The organism is Enterobacter sp. Cy-643 (genome assembly GCF_011752815.1).
GTDB lineage: Bacteria > Pseudomonadota > Gammaproteobacteria > Enterobacterales > Enterobacteriaceae > Cedecea.
Genome location: NZ_VWWV01000002.1, coordinates 199,447 through 216,323, shown reverse-complemented (window position 1 = coordinate 216,323; position 16,877 = coordinate 199,447). Strand labels below are relative to the sequence as shown.

22 protein-coding genes are annotated in these 16,877 nt (G+C 54.3%); 9 read left to right on the top strand and 13 right to left on the bottom strand.

Translation table 11 applies throughout. The annotated features are described in order from the left end of the window. Positions 1-37: 37 nt before the first annotated feature. Positions 38-961, bottom strand: coding sequence for a Kdo(2)-lipid IV(A) acyltransferase (locus tag F3J29_RS09360; protein WP_166865583.1), 924 nt, complete (start codon positions 959-961; stop codon positions 38-40). Between the two features lie 224 nt (positions 962-1,185). On the opposite strand from F3J29_RS09360, the gene trhO reads away from it, so the two are divergent. Continuing rightward, complete coding sequence (gene trhO / locus F3J29_RS09355) at positions 1,186-2,238, top strand: oxygen-dependent tRNA uridine(34) hydroxylase TrhO (protein ID WP_166865579.1); 1,053 nt, start codon at positions 1,186-1,188, stop codon at positions 2,236-2,238. A gap of 31 nt (positions 2,239-2,269) precedes the next feature. Here the strand turns inward: trhO and F3J29_RS09350 are convergent, their stop codons facing one another. The 9 genes from F3J29_RS09350 to mdtH all read right to left on the bottom strand — a co-directional run bounded on the left by F3J29_RS09350 (position 2,270) and on the right by mdtH (position 9,038). Continuing rightward, positions 2,270-2,842, bottom strand: coding sequence for a YceI family protein (locus tag F3J29_RS09350; protein ID WP_166865577.1), 573 nt, complete (start codon positions 2,840-2,842; stop codon positions 2,270-2,272). 17 nt (positions 2,843-2,859) lie between these two features. Further along, positions 2,860-3,414: a cytochrome b gene (locus tag F3J29_RS09345; RefSeq protein ID WP_166865574.1), complete on the bottom strand. Its 555-nt coding sequence runs from the start codon at positions 3,412-3,414 to the stop codon at positions 2,860-2,862. Between the two features lie 264 nt (positions 3,415-3,678). Continuing rightward, on the bottom strand, positions 3,679-3,792 hold the full coding sequence (locus tag F3J29_RS09340; protein ID WP_071842723.1) for a DUF2770 family protein: 114 nt from the start codon (positions 3,790-3,792) through the stop codon (positions 3,679-3,681). Positions 3,793-3,838: 46 nt separating this feature from the next. After that, on the bottom strand, positions 3,839-4,960 hold the full coding sequence (solA, locus tag F3J29_RS09335; RefSeq protein ID WP_008453528.1) for an N-methyl-L-tryptophan oxidase: 1,122 nt from the start codon (positions 4,958-4,960) through the stop codon (positions 3,839-3,841). Between the two features lie 129 nt (positions 4,961-5,089). Next, positions 5,090-5,344 carry a biofilm formation regulator BssS gene (gene bssS / locus F3J29_RS09330; RefSeq protein WP_008453527.1) on the bottom strand — a complete coding sequence of 85 codons (255 nt, stop codon included), beginning with the start codon at positions 5,342-5,344 and terminating at the stop codon, positions 5,090-5,092. 299 nt (positions 5,345-5,643) lie between these two features. Beyond that, positions 5,644-5,889, bottom strand: a complete 246-nt coding sequence (gene dinI / locus F3J29_RS09325) for a DNA damage-inducible protein I (RefSeq protein ID WP_008453524.1) — start codon at positions 5,887-5,889, stop codon at positions 5,644-5,646. Positions 5,890-5,964: 75 nt separating this feature from the next. Beyond that, positions 5,965-7,011, bottom strand: a complete 1,047-nt coding sequence (gene pyrC, locus F3J29_RS09320) for a dihydroorotase (protein WP_166865571.1) — start codon at positions 7,009-7,011, stop codon at positions 5,965-5,967. A gap of 153 nt (positions 7,012-7,164) precedes the next feature. After that, positions 7,165-7,725: a lipoprotein gene (locus F3J29_RS09315; protein ID WP_008453518.1), complete on the bottom strand. Its 561-nt coding sequence runs from the start codon at positions 7,723-7,725 to the stop codon at positions 7,165-7,167. 98 nt (positions 7,726-7,823) lie between these two features. After that, positions 7,824-9,038, bottom strand: coding sequence for a multidrug efflux MFS transporter MdtH (gene mdtH / locus F3J29_RS09310; protein WP_166865567.1), 1,215 nt, complete (start codon positions 9,036-9,038; stop codon positions 7,824-7,826). A 229-nt stretch (positions 9,039-9,267) separates the two neighbouring features. Between mdtH and rimJ the strand changes: the two genes are divergently transcribed. From rimJ to F3J29_RS09285, 5 genes are all read left to right on the top strand, one after another. Next, a complete protein-coding gene (rimJ, locus tag F3J29_RS09305; protein ID WP_166865564.1) occupies positions 9,268-9,858 on the top strand; it encodes a ribosomal protein S5-alanine N-acetyltransferase in 591 nt (196 codons plus the stop codon). Positions 9,859-9,860: 2 nt separating this feature from the next. Next, positions 9,861-10,508: a YceH family protein gene (locus F3J29_RS09300; RefSeq protein ID WP_166865561.1), complete on the top strand. Its 648-nt coding sequence runs from the start codon at positions 9,861-9,863 to the stop codon at positions 10,506-10,508. Between the two features lie 2 nt (positions 10,509-10,510). Then, on the top strand, positions 10,511-11,434 hold the full coding sequence (locus F3J29_RS09295) for a Gfo/Idh/MocA family protein (protein WP_166865558.1): 924 nt from the start codon (positions 10,511-10,513) through the stop codon (positions 11,432-11,434). Between the two features lie 113 nt (positions 11,435-11,547). Then, positions 11,548-13,083 carry a murein biosynthesis integral membrane protein MurJ gene (murJ, locus tag F3J29_RS09290; RefSeq protein WP_166865555.1) on the top strand — a complete coding sequence of 512 codons (1,536 nt, stop codon included), beginning with the start codon at positions 11,548-11,550 and terminating at the stop codon, positions 13,081-13,083. A 77-nt stretch (positions 13,084-13,160) separates the two neighbouring features. Beyond that, positions 13,161-13,643 (top strand): cold shock domain-containing protein, encoded by a 483-nt coding sequence (locus F3J29_RS09285; RefSeq protein ID WP_008453505.1) that lies wholly within the window; start codon positions 13,161-13,163, stop codon positions 13,641-13,643. A 54-nt stretch (positions 13,644-13,697) separates the two neighbouring features. Here F3J29_RS09285 and flgN read toward each other — a convergent pair whose 3' ends face one another. From flgN to flgA, 3 genes are all read right to left on the bottom strand, one after another. After that, complete coding sequence (gene flgN, locus F3J29_RS09280) at positions 13,698-14,123, bottom strand: flagella biosynthesis chaperone FlgN (RefSeq protein ID WP_039301840.1); 426 nt, start codon at positions 14,121-14,123, stop codon at positions 13,698-13,700. Positions 14,124-14,125: 2 nt separating this feature from the next. Next, positions 14,126-14,419 (bottom strand): flagellar biosynthesis anti-sigma factor FlgM, encoded by a 294-nt coding sequence (flgM, locus tag F3J29_RS09275; protein WP_039291844.1) that lies wholly within the window; start codon positions 14,417-14,419, stop codon positions 14,126-14,128. 95 nt (positions 14,420-14,514) lie between these two features. Then, on the bottom strand, positions 14,515-15,174 hold the full coding sequence (flgA, locus tag F3J29_RS09270) for a flagellar basal body P-ring formation chaperone FlgA (RefSeq protein ID WP_166865552.1): 660 nt from the start codon (positions 15,172-15,174) through the stop codon (positions 14,515-14,517). A 159-nt stretch (positions 15,175-15,333) separates the two neighbouring features. Between flgA and flgB the strand changes: the two genes are divergently transcribed. The 3 genes from flgB to flgD are packed head-to-tail and all read left to right on the top strand — an operon-like array spanning position 15,334 to position 16,862. After that, a complete protein-coding gene (gene flgB / locus F3J29_RS09265; protein WP_038473701.1) occupies positions 15,334-15,744 on the top strand; it encodes a flagellar basal body rod protein FlgB in 411 nt (136 codons plus the stop codon). A gap of 3 nt (positions 15,745-15,747) precedes the next feature. After that, positions 15,748-16,152 (top strand): flagellar basal body rod protein FlgC, encoded by a 405-nt coding sequence (gene flgC / locus F3J29_RS09260; RefSeq protein WP_166865549.1) that lies wholly within the window; start codon positions 15,748-15,750, stop codon positions 16,150-16,152. 11 nt (positions 16,153-16,163) lie between these two features. Next, positions 16,164-16,862, top strand: a complete 699-nt coding sequence (flgD, locus tag F3J29_RS09255; protein WP_008453498.1) for a flagellar hook assembly protein FlgD — start codon at positions 16,164-16,166, stop codon at positions 16,860-16,862. The last annotated feature ends 15 nt before the right edge of the window (positions 16,863-16,877 follow it).

The following is a 16,877-nucleotide window of genomic DNA, read 5'->3' as shown; positions in this document are numbered from 1 at the left end:
GCAAAAAAAAGCCGCCTGAAAAGGCGGCTGTCAGGCGTTATTTGTAGCGATCGGGCATGCCTTCCGGGCGCGTCTTAAAGCGGCGATGCAGCCACATATACTGTTCCGGCGCCATCAGGATGCACTTCTCCACAATTTTGTTCATCCAGCGCGCCGTCTCCTCGGGGCTTTCAAGCGGCGGGTTAAGTTCTGGCTGAATAATCGTCAGCTCGTAGCCCTTGCCGTCCGGCAGGCGACGAGGAACAAACGGTACGGCGCAGGCGCCGGAGAGTTTGGCGAGCGTGTAGGTTCCCGTCGTCGTCGCAGCTTGTTCAACGGCGAAGAACGGCACAAACTCGCTGCCTCTCGGACCGTAATCGTGATCCGGCGCGTACCAAATAATGTCGCCATTTTTCAGCGCGCGGATCATGCCTTTCAGGTCTTTGCGGTCAATCATGCTTTTATTGGAACGCATACGTCCCCAGGTCTGCAGCCAGTCGAGCAGCGGATTGTCGTTGGGGCGATAGACGCCGATGCCCGGCGTTTTAATGCCGAAAATACGGGCGCCCAGCTCCAGCGTCAGGAAGTGAATGCCAATCAGCAAAATACCCTGCCCGGTTTTCTCGATGCCTTTAACGATCTCGACGCCTTCGTAGCGGCACCATTTATTGATACGCTCGGTAGACCAGAACCAGGCCATGCCGGTCTCAATCAGCCCCATGCCGACGGACTCGAAGTTGGCGACAACCATCTGTTCGCGTTTTTCCTCGCTCATGTCCGGGAAGCAGAGTTCAAGGTTGCGATAAGCTATTTTCGCGCGGCGTTTCATCAGGCGTTTTGCCAGTCTGCCCAGCCCGCAGCCGATGCGATACAGTACCGGGTAGGGAAGCTGTACCAGCAGGTATAAAAAACCAATGCCAAGCCAGGTGAGCCAATAGCGCGGGTGCAATAACGCACGAGAGAATTGCGGTAAGTTCGTCATGTAAAACCTTTGTGACGGCAATTGCCGGATCTTCTAATCATTCCATTGTGGCATTTTTTGGCGCAGAGCCAAAATACGCGGCGTCGGAGTGCCTGATATTTCATCGATTGTTGCCGCAGATGCCTCTGAGTGAGCAAAATGTAGCGTAAAACGTGGGGATGTAAATAAGCGTTATTTGCTTTATGATGCAGCCCACTTTTTTTCAACGATTGCGAGCGAACACCATGCCAGTGTTACACAACCGCGTATCGAATGAGGAGCTGCGCGAGCGCATGCTTGCCGAAACCGAGCCGCGCACGACCATCTCATTCTACAAATATTTCTCTATCGAAGCACCGCAGGCGACCCGTGATGCGCTGTATCAGCTATTCCTGAGCCTGAACGTGTTTGGCCGCGTCTATCTGGCGCATGAAGGGATCAACGCTCAGATTAGCGTCCCGGAAAGCCGCGTTGATGCCCTGCGTGAAGCGATTTACGCGTTCCATCCGGCATTAAATAATCTGCGCCTGAATATTGCGCTTGAAGATGACGGTAAGTCCTTCTGGGTGCTGCGCATGAAAGTGCGTGACCGTATTGTTGCCGACGGTATTGACGATCCTACCTTTGACGCAAGCGACGTGGGTGAATATCTGAAAGCTGCCGAAGTGAATGCGATGCTCGACGATCCGAGCGCGGTGTTTATTGATATGCGTAACCACTACGAATATGAAGTGGGGCACTTCGAGGACGCCGTTGAAATTCCGGCCGACACCTTCCGTGAGCAGCTGCCGAAAGCCGTGGATATGATGCAGGATGACAAAGAGAAGAAAATTGTCATGTATTGCACCGGCGGCATTCGCTGTGAAAAAGCCAGTGCCTGGATGCGCCATAACGGCTTCAAAAATGTGTACCACATTGAAGGCGGGATCATTGAATATGCGCGCCGTGCGCGTGAACAAGGGTTGCCGGTGCGCTTTGTCGGTAAAAACTTTGTTTTTGATGAGCGCATGGGGGAACGTATTTCTGACGATGTGATCGCCCATTGCCACCAGTGCGGAACACCTTGCGACAGCCACACCAACTGCAAAAATGACGGCTGTCACCTGCTGTTTATTCAGTGTCCGGTCTGCGCTGAGAAATTCTCTGGCTGCTGCAGTGAGATTTGCCGTGATGAGCTGGCGCTGTCTCCAGAAGAACAGCGCCGCCGCCGGGCGGGTCGCGAAAACGGGAATAAGATCTTTAATAAATCTCGTGGAATGCTGAATACCACGCTAGGTATTCCTGACCCTGAGAAGTAATAACATTCCCCCGGTTCGCCGGGGGAGTATTTTACTGGCGCACGCCTTCGACAGAAATAATCAGGTCAACGTCCTGGGAAGCCGGACCCAGATCCTGAGTAATATTGAAGTCCTTCAGCTTAATTTTACCCTCGGCCTCAAATCCCGCGCGCACACCGCCCCACGGATCGTCACCCTGACCCATCAGTTTAGCCTTGAGCGTGACCGGCTTTGTCACGCCGTTCAGCGTCAGGTTGCCGGTAATATCCAGCGTCTCGCCGTCTTTCTTCACATCGGTTGAGGCGAAGGTCGCCTGCGGGAATTTAGTCACATTGAGGAACTCTGCGCTACGCAGGTGTTTGTCACGCTCGGCATGGTTGGTATCCACGCTGGTGGTATTGATGGTGACGTTGACTTTATCTGCAGCAGGGTTTTTCTCGTCGAAGGTAAAAGTCCCGTCAAAATCACGGAAAGTGCCGTACAGCCAGCTGTAGCCGAGATGCTGAATACGGAAGTTCACAAACGCGTGCTGACCCTGTTTATCAATTTTATAGTCAGCGGCAACGGCTGAGCCGGTGGTGAATAACAGAGCGCTTAAGGTGGCTCCCAGCAGGATTTTCTTCATTGTCTTACTCTCCATAGTTAACGGGATGCTTTCCCCAGCATGCGCTTGAGGGTGGCATCTTTATCTAGAAAATGGTGCTTAAGGGCCGCAAGGGCGTGTAGTACGGAAACAATCACCACGGTCCACGCCAGCCAGAGATGAACTGTCCCGGCAAGGTCGGCCTGCGCCCCGAAGTCCGTCAGCGTGGCGGGCACATCAAACCAGCCAAACACGCTAATGGGTTTACCGTCAGCCGTTGAAATCAGATACCCGCTCAGCAAAATGGCGAACAATAATGCATACAGCAAAATATGTGCGGTAAGCGCGCCGATGCGCGTCAGGCGTGAATAACTTTTTAACGGTGGCGGCGGAGGCGATATAAAGCGCCAGAGAATACGAATAGCCAGAGCAGACATTAACAAGATGCCGATGCTCTTATGTATTTCTGGTGCTTTATGGTACCAGACGTCGTAATAGCCCAGCGTCACCATCCACAGTCCGAGTGCAAACATACCGTAAACCGTGGCGGCAACCAGCCAGTGAAGCAGAACCGAAAAATGTCCATAGCGTTCGGGTGAGTTTCGCCATTGCATATTTATGCGTCCATGTATTTTCTAAAGAAGCTAAAACATAGGCGTTCTGTTAACAGCAGATCAACATAAATATCCGTATTTCGATATATATTTATTGTATGTCTGTTTTTTTGAATAACACTTGCGGCAGGCGTTCAGTAGAGTCGAATGAATATGATCTTTTTTGATTGAGAAGAGTATTTATTGACGGTTAATCATTTGCGCTAAAACTATATTTAATTAATTTTACGTCAATAATTGTCAATATAACAGGAGTCTGAATAATCAAAAGAAATAGATATAAGCCAGATCGAGAAGTGCAAGCATTGCCCAGAGGAAAAGATACAGAATAAAGTGCTCGCGAATATTGTTGGTTAAAAATTGAATAAAGCGAATCATGATGGCCCCAAGGAAAAGTGGCGGAAATGCCCGCCACTCGGGAATTCTACGCCGTTTTGAAGCGAGAAAGTACAAACGGGGATAAATCAAAGGCAGGTTTTTGACCCAAAGCAAACTGGCAGGCAATTTCGCCTAAAACGGAGGCGAATTTGAACCCGTGCCCGCTCAGCCCGGTAATGATCAGGGTGTTGTCATGGCCGGGGAGGGTATCAATGATGAAATCTTCATCCGGCGAATTGTCATAGGTGCAGGCTTTACCGTGCAGGCAGCAGCCGATACCGGGTAAAAATTCGCGCAAGAACGGAAAGACTTCAGACCCATCGCTGGCGACAGCGCCAAAGGGTTTACGCTGTTCGGGGGAGTCAATCAGCTGCCCGCCGTTGTGTTTGCCCAGCTTCAGTTCGTTGTCTTCCGCCGGGAAGCCGTAATACTGATCGCCGTTGGGTGTTTCTGCGGTAAACGCCGGGAATTTGTTGTTCTCGCTGTAGCGGCCATCGGCCTGGTGCCAGGCAAAGATCTTGCGAACGGAGGCGATCGGCAGGTCCGGCAGCAGTTTGGTGACCCAGGTCCCCGCGCTGACCAGCAGTTTACTCCCGTGATATTCACCTTCTTCAGTCACGACGGTGACACCTTCGTCGCCGTGGCGAATTGCCGTTACCCTACAGTTAAAAAGCTGAGCGCTGCCGCCTTGCTTAGCAAGGTTGATGTAGGTTTCGATGGCCAGCTCGCTTTTCAGCACGCCTGAGTCCGTCTCAAACAGGCCGACGTAGTTTTCAGGCACAGCAATCTCCGGCCAGCGGGCGGCAATGGCGGCGGCGTCCAGGGTTTCAACCGGCAGGGAAAATTTCTCCGCGCTGGAGGCGACATTGCGAATAAAGGGCGAATCAGATGGCCCCAGGTTAATGACCCCGGTGCGGTGGAAGAGCTTCTCACCGCTGGCTTCCGCCAGGGCATCCCACAGTTTTTGTGCTCGCAGGACCAACGGGACATATTTTTCACCTTCGCCATAAGCATGGCGCATCAGGCGAGTGTCGCCGTGGTGGCTGCCCTGGTCATGCGGCGGGTGGCCGCTGTCGATCATCAGTACCTTCAGGCCCGAGTGTGTGGCATAGCAGCCTGCGGCGGCACCGACGGAGCCGCTGCCGACAATGATGAGGTCGTAGTTCATAAGCTTTTCTCTGTGGAAAATTATCTGTAGCAGGGTAATTAATTCACCGGAGCGATGCAATTGACGGTGACGCTTAAAATAAAAAAGGCACCCCGTTGGGTGCCTGTGGCCATTGTTAAGCATGTGTCGTCAATGCTTGCGATAATCGCTTTCCTGGTAATCACTGGATTCAATTTTGGCTATCCCGGCCTCAAGGATGGAAATAAATTGCCGGGCGACATCGGTGGTCAGCCAGAGGGTCTGACCGATTTCGGTTTCATCGTGCTTCTGATTATTGGATGTCAGGTAATGCAGGCGCAGCATCATAGCGTCGTAGCTGTCGACGGTGCTGATATCCCATCCGACGAGGGGATGAGTCTGAATAACATCACTATTTTTTTCCATCATAACCCCTTTTATACGTGTTTAAAGACAACGACTAGTGAGGTTCATGCGTGATTTATCGTGAAGCGACTTAAGTATATCAACACTCTTGCGGTCATGGGGATGAAATAATTACCTGGTAACACTTTTTCCACATTATCCGAGAAAAGCGAACAATAAATCGACAGGCTATTCCGATGTAATCGGAAAGAAAGGCAGGAACGACTTTAGCGGCGTTTAAAAAATAATCAAATCGGCGAGGGAAATAAAAAAAACCGGATGGCGACACCCGGCAAAAAGTACCAACATACTTGAGGGTATTAGTCGGCAGAGAACCAATCGTCAGCGCTTTCCCAGGTTTCCTGGAGGATCTCGCTGATTCGCGTTTTGTCTTCTTTGGCACCGCCCAGCACGGAGAGGTTATTGCCGGAGGCATAACGTACCTGCACTTCACTGCTGGTGTCGGGGAAATGTTGATTGATACGGCGGGAAAGCTCACTGGCAAGGGCATCGATAGCCCCGGCTGGCAACGGTGTGGTTTTGGCTATAGTCACTTCAATACGCATAACGACCCCCTGTACAATATACTGGATATTTATACAGGCTTAATTTCCAGTAAGCAACAGGGGGCGTTGAAAAATTTAGCCTTTAACGGACCAGACGACCTCTTCACCCGCCAGGAACGGTACGATGCTGTCGTCGCCGGCTTCAATCAGCTCCGGCATTTTCTCCGCGACGCGAACCAGCTCGATACTCTCTTCATTGACCGGCAGGCCGTAGAAGCGCGGGCCGTTCAGCGAAGCGAAAGCTTCAAAATGCTGCAGCGCGTTCATTTCTTCAAATACCGTCGCATAGGCACCCAGCGCGGAAGGCGCGTTGAAGCAGCCGGCACAGCCGCAGCTGGCTTCTTTGCGATGACGTGCATGTGGCGCAGAGTCGGTGCCGAGGAACACGCGATCGCAGCCGCTGGCGACCAGCTCGCGCAGGGCTTCCTGATGGACGCTGCGTTTCAGAATAGGCAGGCAATAAAGGTGCGGGCGAATGCCGCCTACCAGCATGTGGTTACGGTTAAACATCAGGTGCTGAGGGGTGATCGTCGCGCCAATCAGCGAGTTGCCTTCTTTCACGTACTGGGCGGCATCTTTGGTGGTGATATGTTCAAACACCACTTTCAGTTCAGGCATCTGGCGACGCAGCGGCTCCATGACGGTTTCAATGAAGCGCGCTTCGCGATCGAAAATATCGATATCAGCATGGGTGACTTCGCCATGAACCAGCAGCGGCATGCCAATTTTCTGCATACGTTCAAGCACCGGCTGGATGGCTGCGGTGCTGGTTACGCCGTGTGCGGAGTTGGTTGTGGCGTTCGCCGGGTAAAGCTTGGCGGCGGTAAACACGCCTGCATTGAACCCGCGTTCGATTTCGTTGGGATCCAGCGTGTCGGTGAGATAGCAGGTCATCAGCGGCTCAAATTTTTGCCCGGCCGGCACCGCATCAAGAATGCGCTGGCGATAAGCGATAGCGGCTTCCACGCTGGTCACTGGAGGCACAAGATTGGGCATGACAATCGCGCGGCCATAGGTCTGGCTGGTGTAAGGCACCACGGTTTTCAGCATCTCACCGTCACGAAGGTGAATATGCCAGTCATCTGGGCGGCGGATTTTTAATACCTGAGGTAATGCGGTCATCAATGTGCTCCGGCGTGAGAGGGAAATCAGTCATCAAGGGCTGGTTTTATGCCGGGCACTAAGGATAAGGGGAAACGTTATCGTTTGCACCCCTTATGTTGCTCATGTTGTACAAAACCCTCAGAGCGCATGAACGGCTCTGAGGGGCAGGGGCTATTCCGTTAACGGAATGATTATCTCACCGGGTTTTACTTCAATGCCTTTGGCATATTTCTTCGCCAGCGACTCGCCGGTGCTGCGGTCTTCGCTCAGGATATAAGCAGGCTGCTGATTGAAGTAGCTGCGCAGGGACTGGTTAAGGTAAGGGATCATGGTCTGCAGCACGGTCTGCATTTTTTGCGGTTCAACCTGGGCGTCAACCACCTCCATTTCCTGCAGGTAGATGGCGCCTTGCTCCTTATTGAACACCGGTAGCGCTTTTAGCTTGAGCTTCAGAATGGCTTTTTGGTTACCAAACAGGGATGTCATGTCGAGATTGGCATCGCCGGTCAGGGTAATTTTATTCGGCTCTTCCCGTCCAATCTGGCTGACTAAATGGGTTAATACCACATGGGCTTCAGCCACGCCGGGCAGGCCAATATCCTTCGAGAAGTTATTGTGTTTTTCCAGCGACTGGTTGATTTCCTGTTCGCTCACGCTGTACTGCGTTAACTGGTTGCATCCTGAGAGCAGGCCGCTAAGCATCAATGCGGCGGCAAAAACAATCTTCTTCATAGGCTTCCTCAAAATAGCGGCTCCAATGCCGTGCCTTGCTTTATCAGCATAATGCGGCACGGCGGGAGCGGCTACCGGAAAAAGATGATACGAGAAAATTATCCCTGACCGCCTGGCTCCAGCATCGTTGGCTCAACGGGCCTGAGGCTAAACTGCCACCACAGGGCGGCAAGAGTGATACAGCCGATAATGCCGAGCATGGCCCAGGGTAATTCCGGCTGCTGCAGGGCTTTACCTGCGTCAAACAGCCAGCCGCCGCCGGTATAGCCTAGCGCGCCCCCCAGCGACAGGCCCAAACGGCTGAACCCCATGTAGCTGCCGCGGGCGCGGGCATCCGCCAGCGAGGCGCTGAGCGTTTCCCGAGCAGGCTCGGCGATGATTGAGCCGATGTAGAAGGTACAGATCAGGGCGAAAAGCTGCTGTAGGTTGGAGGCCAGACCAATAGGCATCAGACTCACCGTCATCAGCACCAGGCCTGCCATTAAGCGTTGCTCCAGGCGGAAGCGCCTTTCACTCCAGCGGGCAATAGGGTAGAGCAGCGTCAGCGAAAGCGCGGCTTCAATGGCGTACATCCATTTTACCGCCGACGCGGTACCGGCGATGTCGTTAACCATCAGCGGCAGCATCAGCATGACCTGCACGGCCAGCATGTAATAGCCGGTGAGCGTCAGGACATAGGTGATAAAGCGTTTATCGCGGAATACGCGGCCCATGCCTTCGCGCATCGGGGTGCGAATAGTCGAAAGCTTATAGGCCGGCAGCAGCCAGGCGTTAAGCGCCGCGCACAGGACAAACATGACGGCACCGACGGCGCACACCAGACGGAAGTCGTACTGCAACAGCCAGCTACCCAACAGAGCGCCGATCACCGCGCCCGCGCTATCCTGCATCATCAGGATGGAGAAGAAGCGGCCGCGGTGCTGAGGGCGAACCAGTTTGACGACCAGCGCCGAGCGGGGCGGATCGAACAGCGTTCCGCCAATAGCGGAGAGCAGGCAGGAAAGCCATAGCATCCAGGGTTCCGTGGCGATGCCCATGGTGGCAAAGCCTGCGGCCCGCAGCAGCATGCCGGTAACAATCATCGGTTTAGCGCCCAGTCGGTCAGCAATTGCGCCGCCGAAGACGCCCAGCCCCTGCTGGATAAACTGACGCAGACCCAGGGCAATCCCGACCATTAAAGCGGCCCAGCCCAACTGGTCAACGAAGCGAATAGAAATCAAAGGGAAGACAACGAAAAAGCCTAATACCACTAACATGTTATCAAGCAGCAGGAAATATTTACCCAGGCTCCTTGCCTGCGCTACCCGCGACATCTCCCCTCCAGGGAACCTCATTACACGCGACAAGTCTTTATTCTCGCTTGCCATTCGGGCTTTTAATACCTGATGCAGGACAATATTTTTTTATCGTGCAACGAGTTTGATTCAAGGCTTTCATCGAAAAAAGTGATGTTGCTTCATGTTGTTGTTTTCACACGGCGGTCAGGCGCAGGTATAGTAATAAGATGAGCCCCGTCAACCGGGATGAAGGAGTGGGAAAAACATGTTTGGCTACCGCAGTAACGCACCAAAAATTCGCCTGGTGACTGACCGACTGGTGGTGCGTCTGGTTCATGAGCGTGATGCCTGGCGCCTGGCGGATTACTACACGGAAAATCGTCTGTTTCTGAAGCCCTGGGAACCCGTTCGGGACGAGAGCTACTGCTATCCTTCGGGCTGGCAGGCAAGGCTGGGCATGATAAGCGAAATGCACAAGCAGGGCAGTGCTTACTATTTTGCGCTGCTCGATCCGGAAGAAAAAGAGGTTATCGGCGTGGCTAACTTCTCCAACGTGGTGCGTGGTTCCTTCCATGCCTGTTATCTCGGGTACTCCATCGGTGAAAAGTGGCAGGGGCAGGGGCTAATGTACGAGGCATTAACCAGCGCCATTCGCTATATGCAACGTAGCCAAAATGTGCATCGTATTATGGCCAACTATATGCCGCATAATCAGCGCAGCGGCGACCTTCTGGCGCGCCTGGGCTTCGAAAAAGAAGGCTACGCAAAGGATTATTTGCTGATTGACGGCGCATGGCGGGATCACGTTCTTACCGCGCTGGTTAATCAAGACTGGACCCCGGGTCGTGGAGTTTAAAGATGAAATATCAGTTAACGGTGATTGAAGCCCGCGTTATCGGCAGCCTGCTGGAAAAACAGCTCACTACGCCAGAACAATATCCCATGTCCGTCAACGGCGTGGTGACCGCCTGTAATCAGAAAACAAACCGTGAACCGGTGATGGATCTGAAAGAGCATGAAGTCCAGGACACGCTGGACGGTCTGGTCAAAGGCCATTATTTGCGAACCGTCAACGGGTTTGGCAACCGCGTAACGAAATACGAGCAGCGTTTTTGCAACTCCGAATTTGGTCATTTAAAGCTAACGCCAGCGGAAGTGGCTGTGGTCACGACTTTGCTGCTGCGCGGCGCGCAAACGCCGGGTGAGCTGCGCAGCCGCGCCGGGAGAATGTTTGAGTTCACCGATATGGCGCAGGTAGAGGCGACGCTGGAAGGGCTGGCTGGCCGTGAAGACGGGCCGTTTGTCGTGCGTCTGCCGCGAGAGCCGGGTAAACGCGAAAGTCGCTACATGCATCTTTTCAGCGGTGAAGTTGAGGCATCTGTGTCTCTGGAACAAAGTATCAGCCCGGTTGCAGACGATCTCAGCGCGCGAGTGGACGCGCTGGAAACTGAAGTCGCCGAACTTAAACAGCGTCTGGATTCCTTGCTGGCGCATTTGGGAGATTAAGGATGACGAAATTACGTATTGGCGTCGTGGGGCTGGGCGGGATCGCGCAGAAAGCCTGGCTTCCGGTTCTGGGAGCATCCGGCGACTGGTCGCTGGTGGGCGCATTTTCACCGACCAAAGCGAAAGCGCTGCCGGTGTGTGACACCTGGCGTATTCCGTATATCGATTCGCTCAGCAATCTGGCGGCGCAGTGCGATGCTGTTTTTGTGCATAGCGCCACCAGTTCCCACTACGCGGTGGTGAATGAGCTGCTCAATGCCGGCGTTAACGTCTGCGTGGACAAACCGCTGGCGGAAAACCTGGCCGATGCCGAAAAGCTGGTGGAGCTTGCTGAACGCAAAAAGCGCACCCTGATGGTGGGCTTTAACCGCCGTTTTGCCCCGCGTTACCAGCAGTTAAAGGCAAAGCTGACCGCCGGGGCATCCTTGCGGATGGACAAACACCGCAGCGACAGCGTCGGCCCGGGGGATCTGCGCTTCACGCTGCTTGATGACTATCTTCACGTCGTGGATACCGCGCTCTGGCTTGGCGGCGGCGGCGCTCAGCTGCAAAGCGGGACGTTGCAAACCAACGACTCAGGGCAAATGCTGTACGCCGAACACCATTTCAGCCAGGGCAACCTGAGCGTGACCACCAGTATGCATCGCCGTGCCGGGAGCCAGCGAGAGTGGGTGCAGGCGGTGACCGACGGTGGGCTGTATGAGGTAACCGACATGCGTCAGTGGCGCGAAGAATGCGGCGCCGGCGTGGTGGAACAGCCTATTCCCGGCTGGCAAACCACGCTGGAGCAGCGCGGCTTTGCGGGCTGTGCACGTCACTTTATCGACTGCGTGGCGAATCAGACGGTGCCGGAAACCTCCGGCGAGCAGGCGCTGCTGGCGCAGCGTGTCGTCGAGAAGCTCTGGCGCGAGGCGATCAGCGAATAAGCTGTAACATATCGCGGTAGCAATTCAGCGCCGTATCGGTAGACTATGCCGACTTGTCATCATCCATGTACGCCTGCATTGCAGGCGTTCATGTTTGTGGAATAACAGAATAAATGAACCTATTAAAATCGCTGGCGGCCGTCAGCTCGATGACCATGTTTTCACGCGTACTTGGTTTTGCGCGCGACGCCATTGTGGCAAGGGTATTTGGGGCAGGAATGGCGACGGATGCCTTCTTTGTTGCGTTTAAGCTGCCGAACCTGCTGCGTCGAATTTTTGCCGAAGGCGCGTTCTCCCAGGCGTTTGTGCCCATTCTGGCCGAATACAAAAGTAAGCAGGGCGAAGATGCCACGCGGGTCTTTATCTCTTATGTTTCCGGGCTGCTGACGCTTGCGCTGGCGCTGGTCACCGTCCTCGGGATGCTTGCGGCGCCCTGGGTTATTCTGGTCACCGCGCCGGGCTTTGCCGACACGGCGGATAAATTTGCGCTAACGTCGAGCCTGCTGCGCATTACCTTCCCGTACATTTTACTGATTTCGCTGGCGTCGCTGGTGGGGGCAATTCTCAACACCTGGAACCGCTTCTCTGTGCCAGCGTTTGCCCCAACGTTCCTTAATCTCAGCATGATTGGCTTCGCGCTTTTTGCCGCCCCGCACTTTAATCCGCCGATTCTGGCGCTGGCCTGGGCGGTTACGGTAGGGGGCGTATTACAGCTGGCCTATCAGCTGCCGCATCTGAAGAAAATTGGCATGCTGGTGCTGCCGCGTATCAGCTTTAAGGATGCGGGCGCAATGCGGGTTATCAGGCAGATGGGGCCGGCTATCCTCGGCGTTTCCGTCAGCCAGATTTCACTGATCATCAACACCATCTTTGCTTCGTTCCTGGTGTCTGGATCGGTTTCCTGGATGTATTATGCCGACCGCCTGATGGAATTCCCCTCCGGGGTTTTAGGCGTGGCGTTAGGCACTATTCTGCTGCCGTCGCTGGCGAAAAGTTTTGCCACCGGTAACCACGATGAGTATTCCCGCCTGATGGACTGGGGGCTGCGTCTTTGCTTCCTGCTGGCGCTCCCAAGCGCGGTGGCGCTGGGGATTCTGGCAAAACCGCTGACCGTCTCTTTGTTCCAGTACGGTAAGTTCTCCGCATTCGATGCCCTGATGACCCAGCGGGCGCTGGTGGCGTATTCGGTCGGCCTGATGGGGCTTATCGTGGTTAAGGTTCTGGCGCCAGGCTTCTACTCCCGGCAGGACATTAAAACCCCGGTTAAAATCGCTATCGTGACGCTGATTTTGACGCAGCTAATGAACCTCGCGTTTATCGGCCCGCTGAAACACGCCGGACTTTCCCTGTCGATTGGTCTGGGCGCCTGTATTAACGCTTCGCTGCTTTACTGGCAGCTGCGCAAGCAGGATATCTTCCAGCCGCAGCCAGGCTGGACGGCATTTCTGCTGCGCCTGGTCGCCGCCGTACTGGTGATGTCTGCGGTACTGATTGGGATAATGTACGTTATGCCCGCCTGGGATCTGGGCAACATGCCTTATCGCCTGCTGCGGCTGATGGCGGTGGTGGTGGCCGGCGTCGTCGCTTATTTCGCGACGTTATTGCTGCTGGGCTTCAGGCTGAAAGATTTCGCCCGCCGCACGGTTTGATTTTTTCTGGGTGGATGACGATTTCGTCACGCCGCCCTATTCTTTATATGTTGAAAGGTTAATTAGGTGACAGAGCGATGAGAGGAATAATCACAACCTGGTTCGAAGAGAAGGGCTTCGGATTTATCAAAGATGAAAACGGCGAAAACCGTTATTTCCATGTGATTAAAGTCGCCAATCCGGAGCTTATCAAAAAAGACGCGTCGGTGACCTTCGAGCCGGGTACCAATAATAAAGGGCTGTCGGCGTTTGCCGTGAAAGTGGAGCCGGAGAGCAAGCATCTGTTTATTGCTGGCGAGCGGCTTAAAATTACCTCGATCAAATCTTTCGTGGTATACAGCGAAGAAGAGCCGGCTGACGGTAAGATTGATAAAGAAAATGCGGTGCTGTCGGTTGGGCTGCTGATGAACAGCATTCGCCCGAAGGCAGAGAAAAAAGAAGGGGAAATGCGCACGGTAAAAAAACTGGCCGTGACCACGTTCCAGGGCGAAACGCATCTGTTCTCAGAGGATGAGATTGATATTGAGGCTACGGTAAAAGTCCTGAAATCGCTGAAATAAGCGAATGGCTGGTCAAGGAGAGGGTTGACCAGCCGTTTTCATTGGCGAGCAAAATCAAATAGTGATTTTTTTACCGCCCCGATTGCCCTGCGACGTGGCCTGCCCGTCGGCGCCATAAAAGTCTGGGGCCTGGTGCGGTTTTAATACCGCAATTGCCTGCTCATTACGGGTCATCTGGTCTTCCAGTAACCAGCCGTTATGCTGGTTAATGTCCCGCAAATGCAGGGTTTTTTGCGTAATCGTCTGCCAGCGCTGGCTAACGTCCAGGCTGGTGACCGCGCCGGCGTTTTGCTCCGCGCGACGCTGTTGCTCCAGGTAGTCCAGCGTAGCCAGCAGCGAGCTTTTATCTTCAGTTATACGTTGCAGCGCATTGCTGTTTATCTGGCCTGCGGAAAGCTGCAGCTGTTCAGCGTCCATCACTTCTTTCAGTGAATTCAGCACTGCGGTCATTTGGTCCAGCACTTCTAACAGACGACTCACCGTTATTTACTCGACAAATAGCTTTGGGCTTCCTGGATCAGCGCGTCGGCGATTTTGCCGGTATCCATCTTCAGGTCGCCGTTACGAATAGCCGTCTTCAGCGCTTCAACGCGTTCCATATTGATATCGCCGGTGCCTGGCTGCATCAGTTTGGCCTGCGCATCGCTCAACTTTACGCTGGTGCTGTTGGCGGTGGTGGATTTTTCAAGACGGCTTTTCAGCGTCTGTGGATCGCTGGTTTCACGTGGTTGAACAGTGCTTACCGGTTTCAGTGGCGACGTGCGATCAATGCTCATTGTTCTCTCCTCATCGAGGGGCTCGCGGCGTAAGAGCCAGTCAGTATCATTAGTTGATAGTACTATCGGCAGTCGCCGCGGAATCTTTAAAAAGATTATAGATTAATCAGAATATTCCCATCAGCATCCACAGTCCCGCTCACCACCTGCCCTGAGGACATGCGAACGCGGGCATTTTGCGCGACAGCGGCGTTATTCAGCGCTTTGCCTTCGCCGTTAACGCTAAAGCCTTCGCCGGAAGCAATCACCTGAACCTGCTGGCCGGCTTTCACTCGCCAGGCCTGGCGCACCATCGTCTGTATGACCGGCTGCCCGGGCGCAATATCCCGAAGCGAAACGGCGTCCGTCGCCTGGCCGAGATCCAGCATAGTCCGTGGCGGCAGTTGGTCAAGGCGGCCCTGAGTTAACTGCACGCTACTGGCATCGATCCTTGCACCGCGGGCAATCGGGCGGCTGGCAACCACATACTGACCCGTGGCTATCACCTGAACCTGGATAAACCGTTTGTCGCTGCCACAGCGGGCCATGACGCTAACGTTACCCCACAGTTTGGCATTTCCGGGCGTTGAGAATTCGGGCTGAGGGCAGGCAGGAAGCTGAGTCTCCGGCGTTTTCACCCTGACGCTGACGTCATCGCTAATCCCCGCCAGTCGCTGTTGAAAATACTCAGTCAGTGGCCGATCGAGTGCGCCTGCCATAGCCAACTGAACGAACAGCAGACTGGCTATACCGCTCAGGATTTTCAGACTTCTCATCGCGCTTCTCCGTATTCAGATTGCGGTGATTTTAACCGCGAGCCGTTTTGATCAAGGCGATAAATAGCGACGTATTTTGCGTTTATTCCACCCATCGCGTACGCGTAAGGCGCTTTAAGCTTTCGGACGATTCCTAATTCTATGGACTATGGAGGAAGCATGCTCGATAAACTGGACGCCGCACTGCGATTTCAGCAAGAAGCGCTTAATTTGCGTGCCCAGCGCCAAGAGATTCTGGCCGCGAATATCGCCAATGCCGACACGCCGGGCTTTCAGGCGCGCGATATCGACTTTGCCAGTGAAATGAAAAAAGTGATGGAGCGCGGACGCGTTGAAGGAGGCGGCATGTCTCTGGCGCTCACTTCGGCACGCCATATCCCGGCTCAAACCCACTCCACTCCGTCGCTCGATCTCCTATACCGCGTACCCGACCAGCCAGCCATGGACGGTAATACCGTCGATATGGACCGTGAACGTACGCAGTTTGCCGATAACAGCCTGAATTACCAAACAAACCTCACGGTGCTTGGCGGGCAAATCAAAAGCATGATGTCGGTGCTACAGGGATAATCAATGGCCTTACTCAATATTTTCGACATCGCCGGTTCGGCTATGACGGCCCAGTCCAAACGCATGAACGTGGCGGCAAGTAATCTTGCCAACGCCGACAGCGTCACCGGACCTGACGGCCAGCCTTACCGCGCAAAACAGGTCGTTTTTCAGGTGGATGCTGCCCCTGGTGCTGCGACCGGTGGCGTTAAAGTGAGCAACGTGATTGAGAGCGATGCGCCCGATAAGCTGGTTTTCCAGCCGGGTAACCCGCTCGCGGACGCTCGCGGCTATGTGCGTATGCCAAACGTTGATGTGGTCGGGGAGATGGTCAACAGCATGTCCGCCTCTCGTAGCTATCAGGCCAACGTCGAAGTGCTTAACACCGTGAAGGGCATGATGATGAAAACGCTCACTCTCGGTCAGTAACAGGAGCCTATATGTCCATTGCAGTCAAAGTGAACGATCCGACTAACAATGTTGATCCTACGGCTGGTGCATCGAAAAACAGCCTGACCGGCAACAGCGCCGCAGACCTGCAGGGCAGCTTTCTGACCCTGCTGGTGGCGCAGTTAAAAAACCAGGATCCGACCAACCCGATGCAGAACAACGAACTGACCACGCAGCTGGCGCAGATCAGTACCGTTAGCGGCATCGAAAAACTCAACACCACGCTGGGCTCCGTTTCCGGCCAGATCAACCAGAACCAGTCTCTGCAGGCCAGCGCCCTGATTGGTCATGGCGTCATGATCCCGGGCAACAAAATCCTCGCGGGTACCGATTCGAAAACCAACACCATCAGCACCACGCCGTTTGGCGTTGAGCTGCAGCAGGCCGCGGACAAAGTCACGGCCACCATCTCCGATAAAGACGGCAAAGTGGTGCGCACTATCGAGATTGGTGGACTGAGTGCCGGGGTGCATACCTTTACCTGGGACGGCAGCGCCAACGACGGCACCAACGTGCCGGACGGCTCTTATACCGTGGCGATCAATGCCACGAATGGCGGGACACAGCTGGTGGCTCAGCCGCTGGGCTTCGCTATGGTGAGCGGTGTTATCAACGGCAAAGATGGCCTCAAACTGGATCTCGGGACCTACGGTTCTACGACCCTCGACGCAATCAGGCAAATTATTTAAGCCTATAACCTAAGC

Coding starts and splice junctions, on each gene's coding strand:
- flgB (WP_038473701.1), top strand. CDS start 15,334: ATGCTCGATAAACTGGACGCCGCACTGCGATTTCAGCAAGAAGCGCTT.
- F3J29_RS09345 (WP_166865574.1), bottom strand. CDS start 3,414: ATGCAATGGCGAAACTCACCCGAACGCTATGGACATTTTTCGGTTCTG.
- F3J29_RS09315 (WP_008453518.1), bottom strand. CDS start 7,725: ATGAAGAAGATTGTTTTTGCCGCCGCATTGATGCTTAGCGGCCTGCTC.
- F3J29_RS09285 (WP_008453505.1), top strand. CDS start 13,161: ATGAGAGGAATAATCACAACCTGGTTCGAAGAGAAGGGCTTCGGATTT.
- F3J29_RS09300 (WP_166865561.1), top strand. CDS start 9,861: ATGAAATATCAGTTAACGGTGATTGAAGCCCGCGTTATCGGCAGCCTG.
- F3J29_RS09340 (WP_071842723.1), bottom strand. CDS start 3,792: ATGATTCGCTTTATTCAATTTTTAACCAACAATATTCGCGAGCACTTT.
- F3J29_RS09295 (WP_166865558.1), top strand. CDS start 10,511: ATGACGAAATTACGTATTGGCGTCGTGGGGCTGGGCGGGATCGCGCAG.
- flgD (WP_008453498.1), top strand. CDS start 16,164: ATGTCCATTGCAGTCAAAGTGAACGATCCGACTAACAATGTTGATCCT.
- dinI (WP_008453524.1), bottom strand. CDS start 5,889: ATGCGTATTGAAGTGACTATAGCCAAAACCACACCGTTGCCAGCCGGG.
- mdtH (WP_166865567.1), bottom strand. CDS start 9,038: ATGTCGCGGGTAGCGCAGGCAAGGAGCCTGGGTAAATATTTCCTGCTG.
- F3J29_RS09360 (WP_166865583.1), bottom strand. CDS start 961: ATGACGAACTTACCGCAATTCTCTCGTGCGTTATTGCACCCGCGCTAT.
- rimJ (WP_166865564.1), top strand. CDS start 9,268: ATGTTTGGCTACCGCAGTAACGCACCAAAAATTCGCCTGGTGACTGAC.
- F3J29_RS09350 (WP_166865577.1), bottom strand. CDS start 2,842: ATGAAGAAAATCCTGCTGGGAGCCACCTTAAGCGCTCTGTTATTCACC.
- flgC (WP_166865549.1), top strand. CDS start 15,748: ATGGCCTTACTCAATATTTTCGACATCGCCGGTTCGGCTATGACGGCC.
- pyrC (WP_166865571.1), bottom strand. CDS start 7,011: ATGACCGCATTACCTCAGGTATTAAAAATCCGCCGCCCAGATGACTGG.
- murJ (WP_166865555.1), top strand. CDS start 11,548: ATGAACCTATTAAAATCGCTGGCGGCCGTCAGCTCGATGACCATGTTT.
- solA (WP_008453528.1), bottom strand. CDS start 4,960: ATGAACTACGACCTCATCATTGTCGGCAGCGGCTCCGTCGGTGCCGCC.
- trhO (WP_166865579.1), top strand. CDS start 1,186: ATGCCAGTGTTACACAACCGCGTATCGAATGAGGAGCTGCGCGAGCGC.
- bssS (WP_008453527.1), bottom strand. CDS start 5,344: ATGGAAAAAAATAGTGATGTTATTCAGACTCATCCCCTCGTCGGATGG.
- flgM (WP_039291844.1), bottom strand. CDS start 14,419: ATGAGCATTGATCGCACGTCGCCACTGAAACCGGTAAGCACTGTTCAA.
- flgA (WP_166865552.1), bottom strand. CDS start 15,174: ATGAGAAGTCTGAAAATCCTGAGCGGTATAGCCAGTCTGCTGTTCGTT.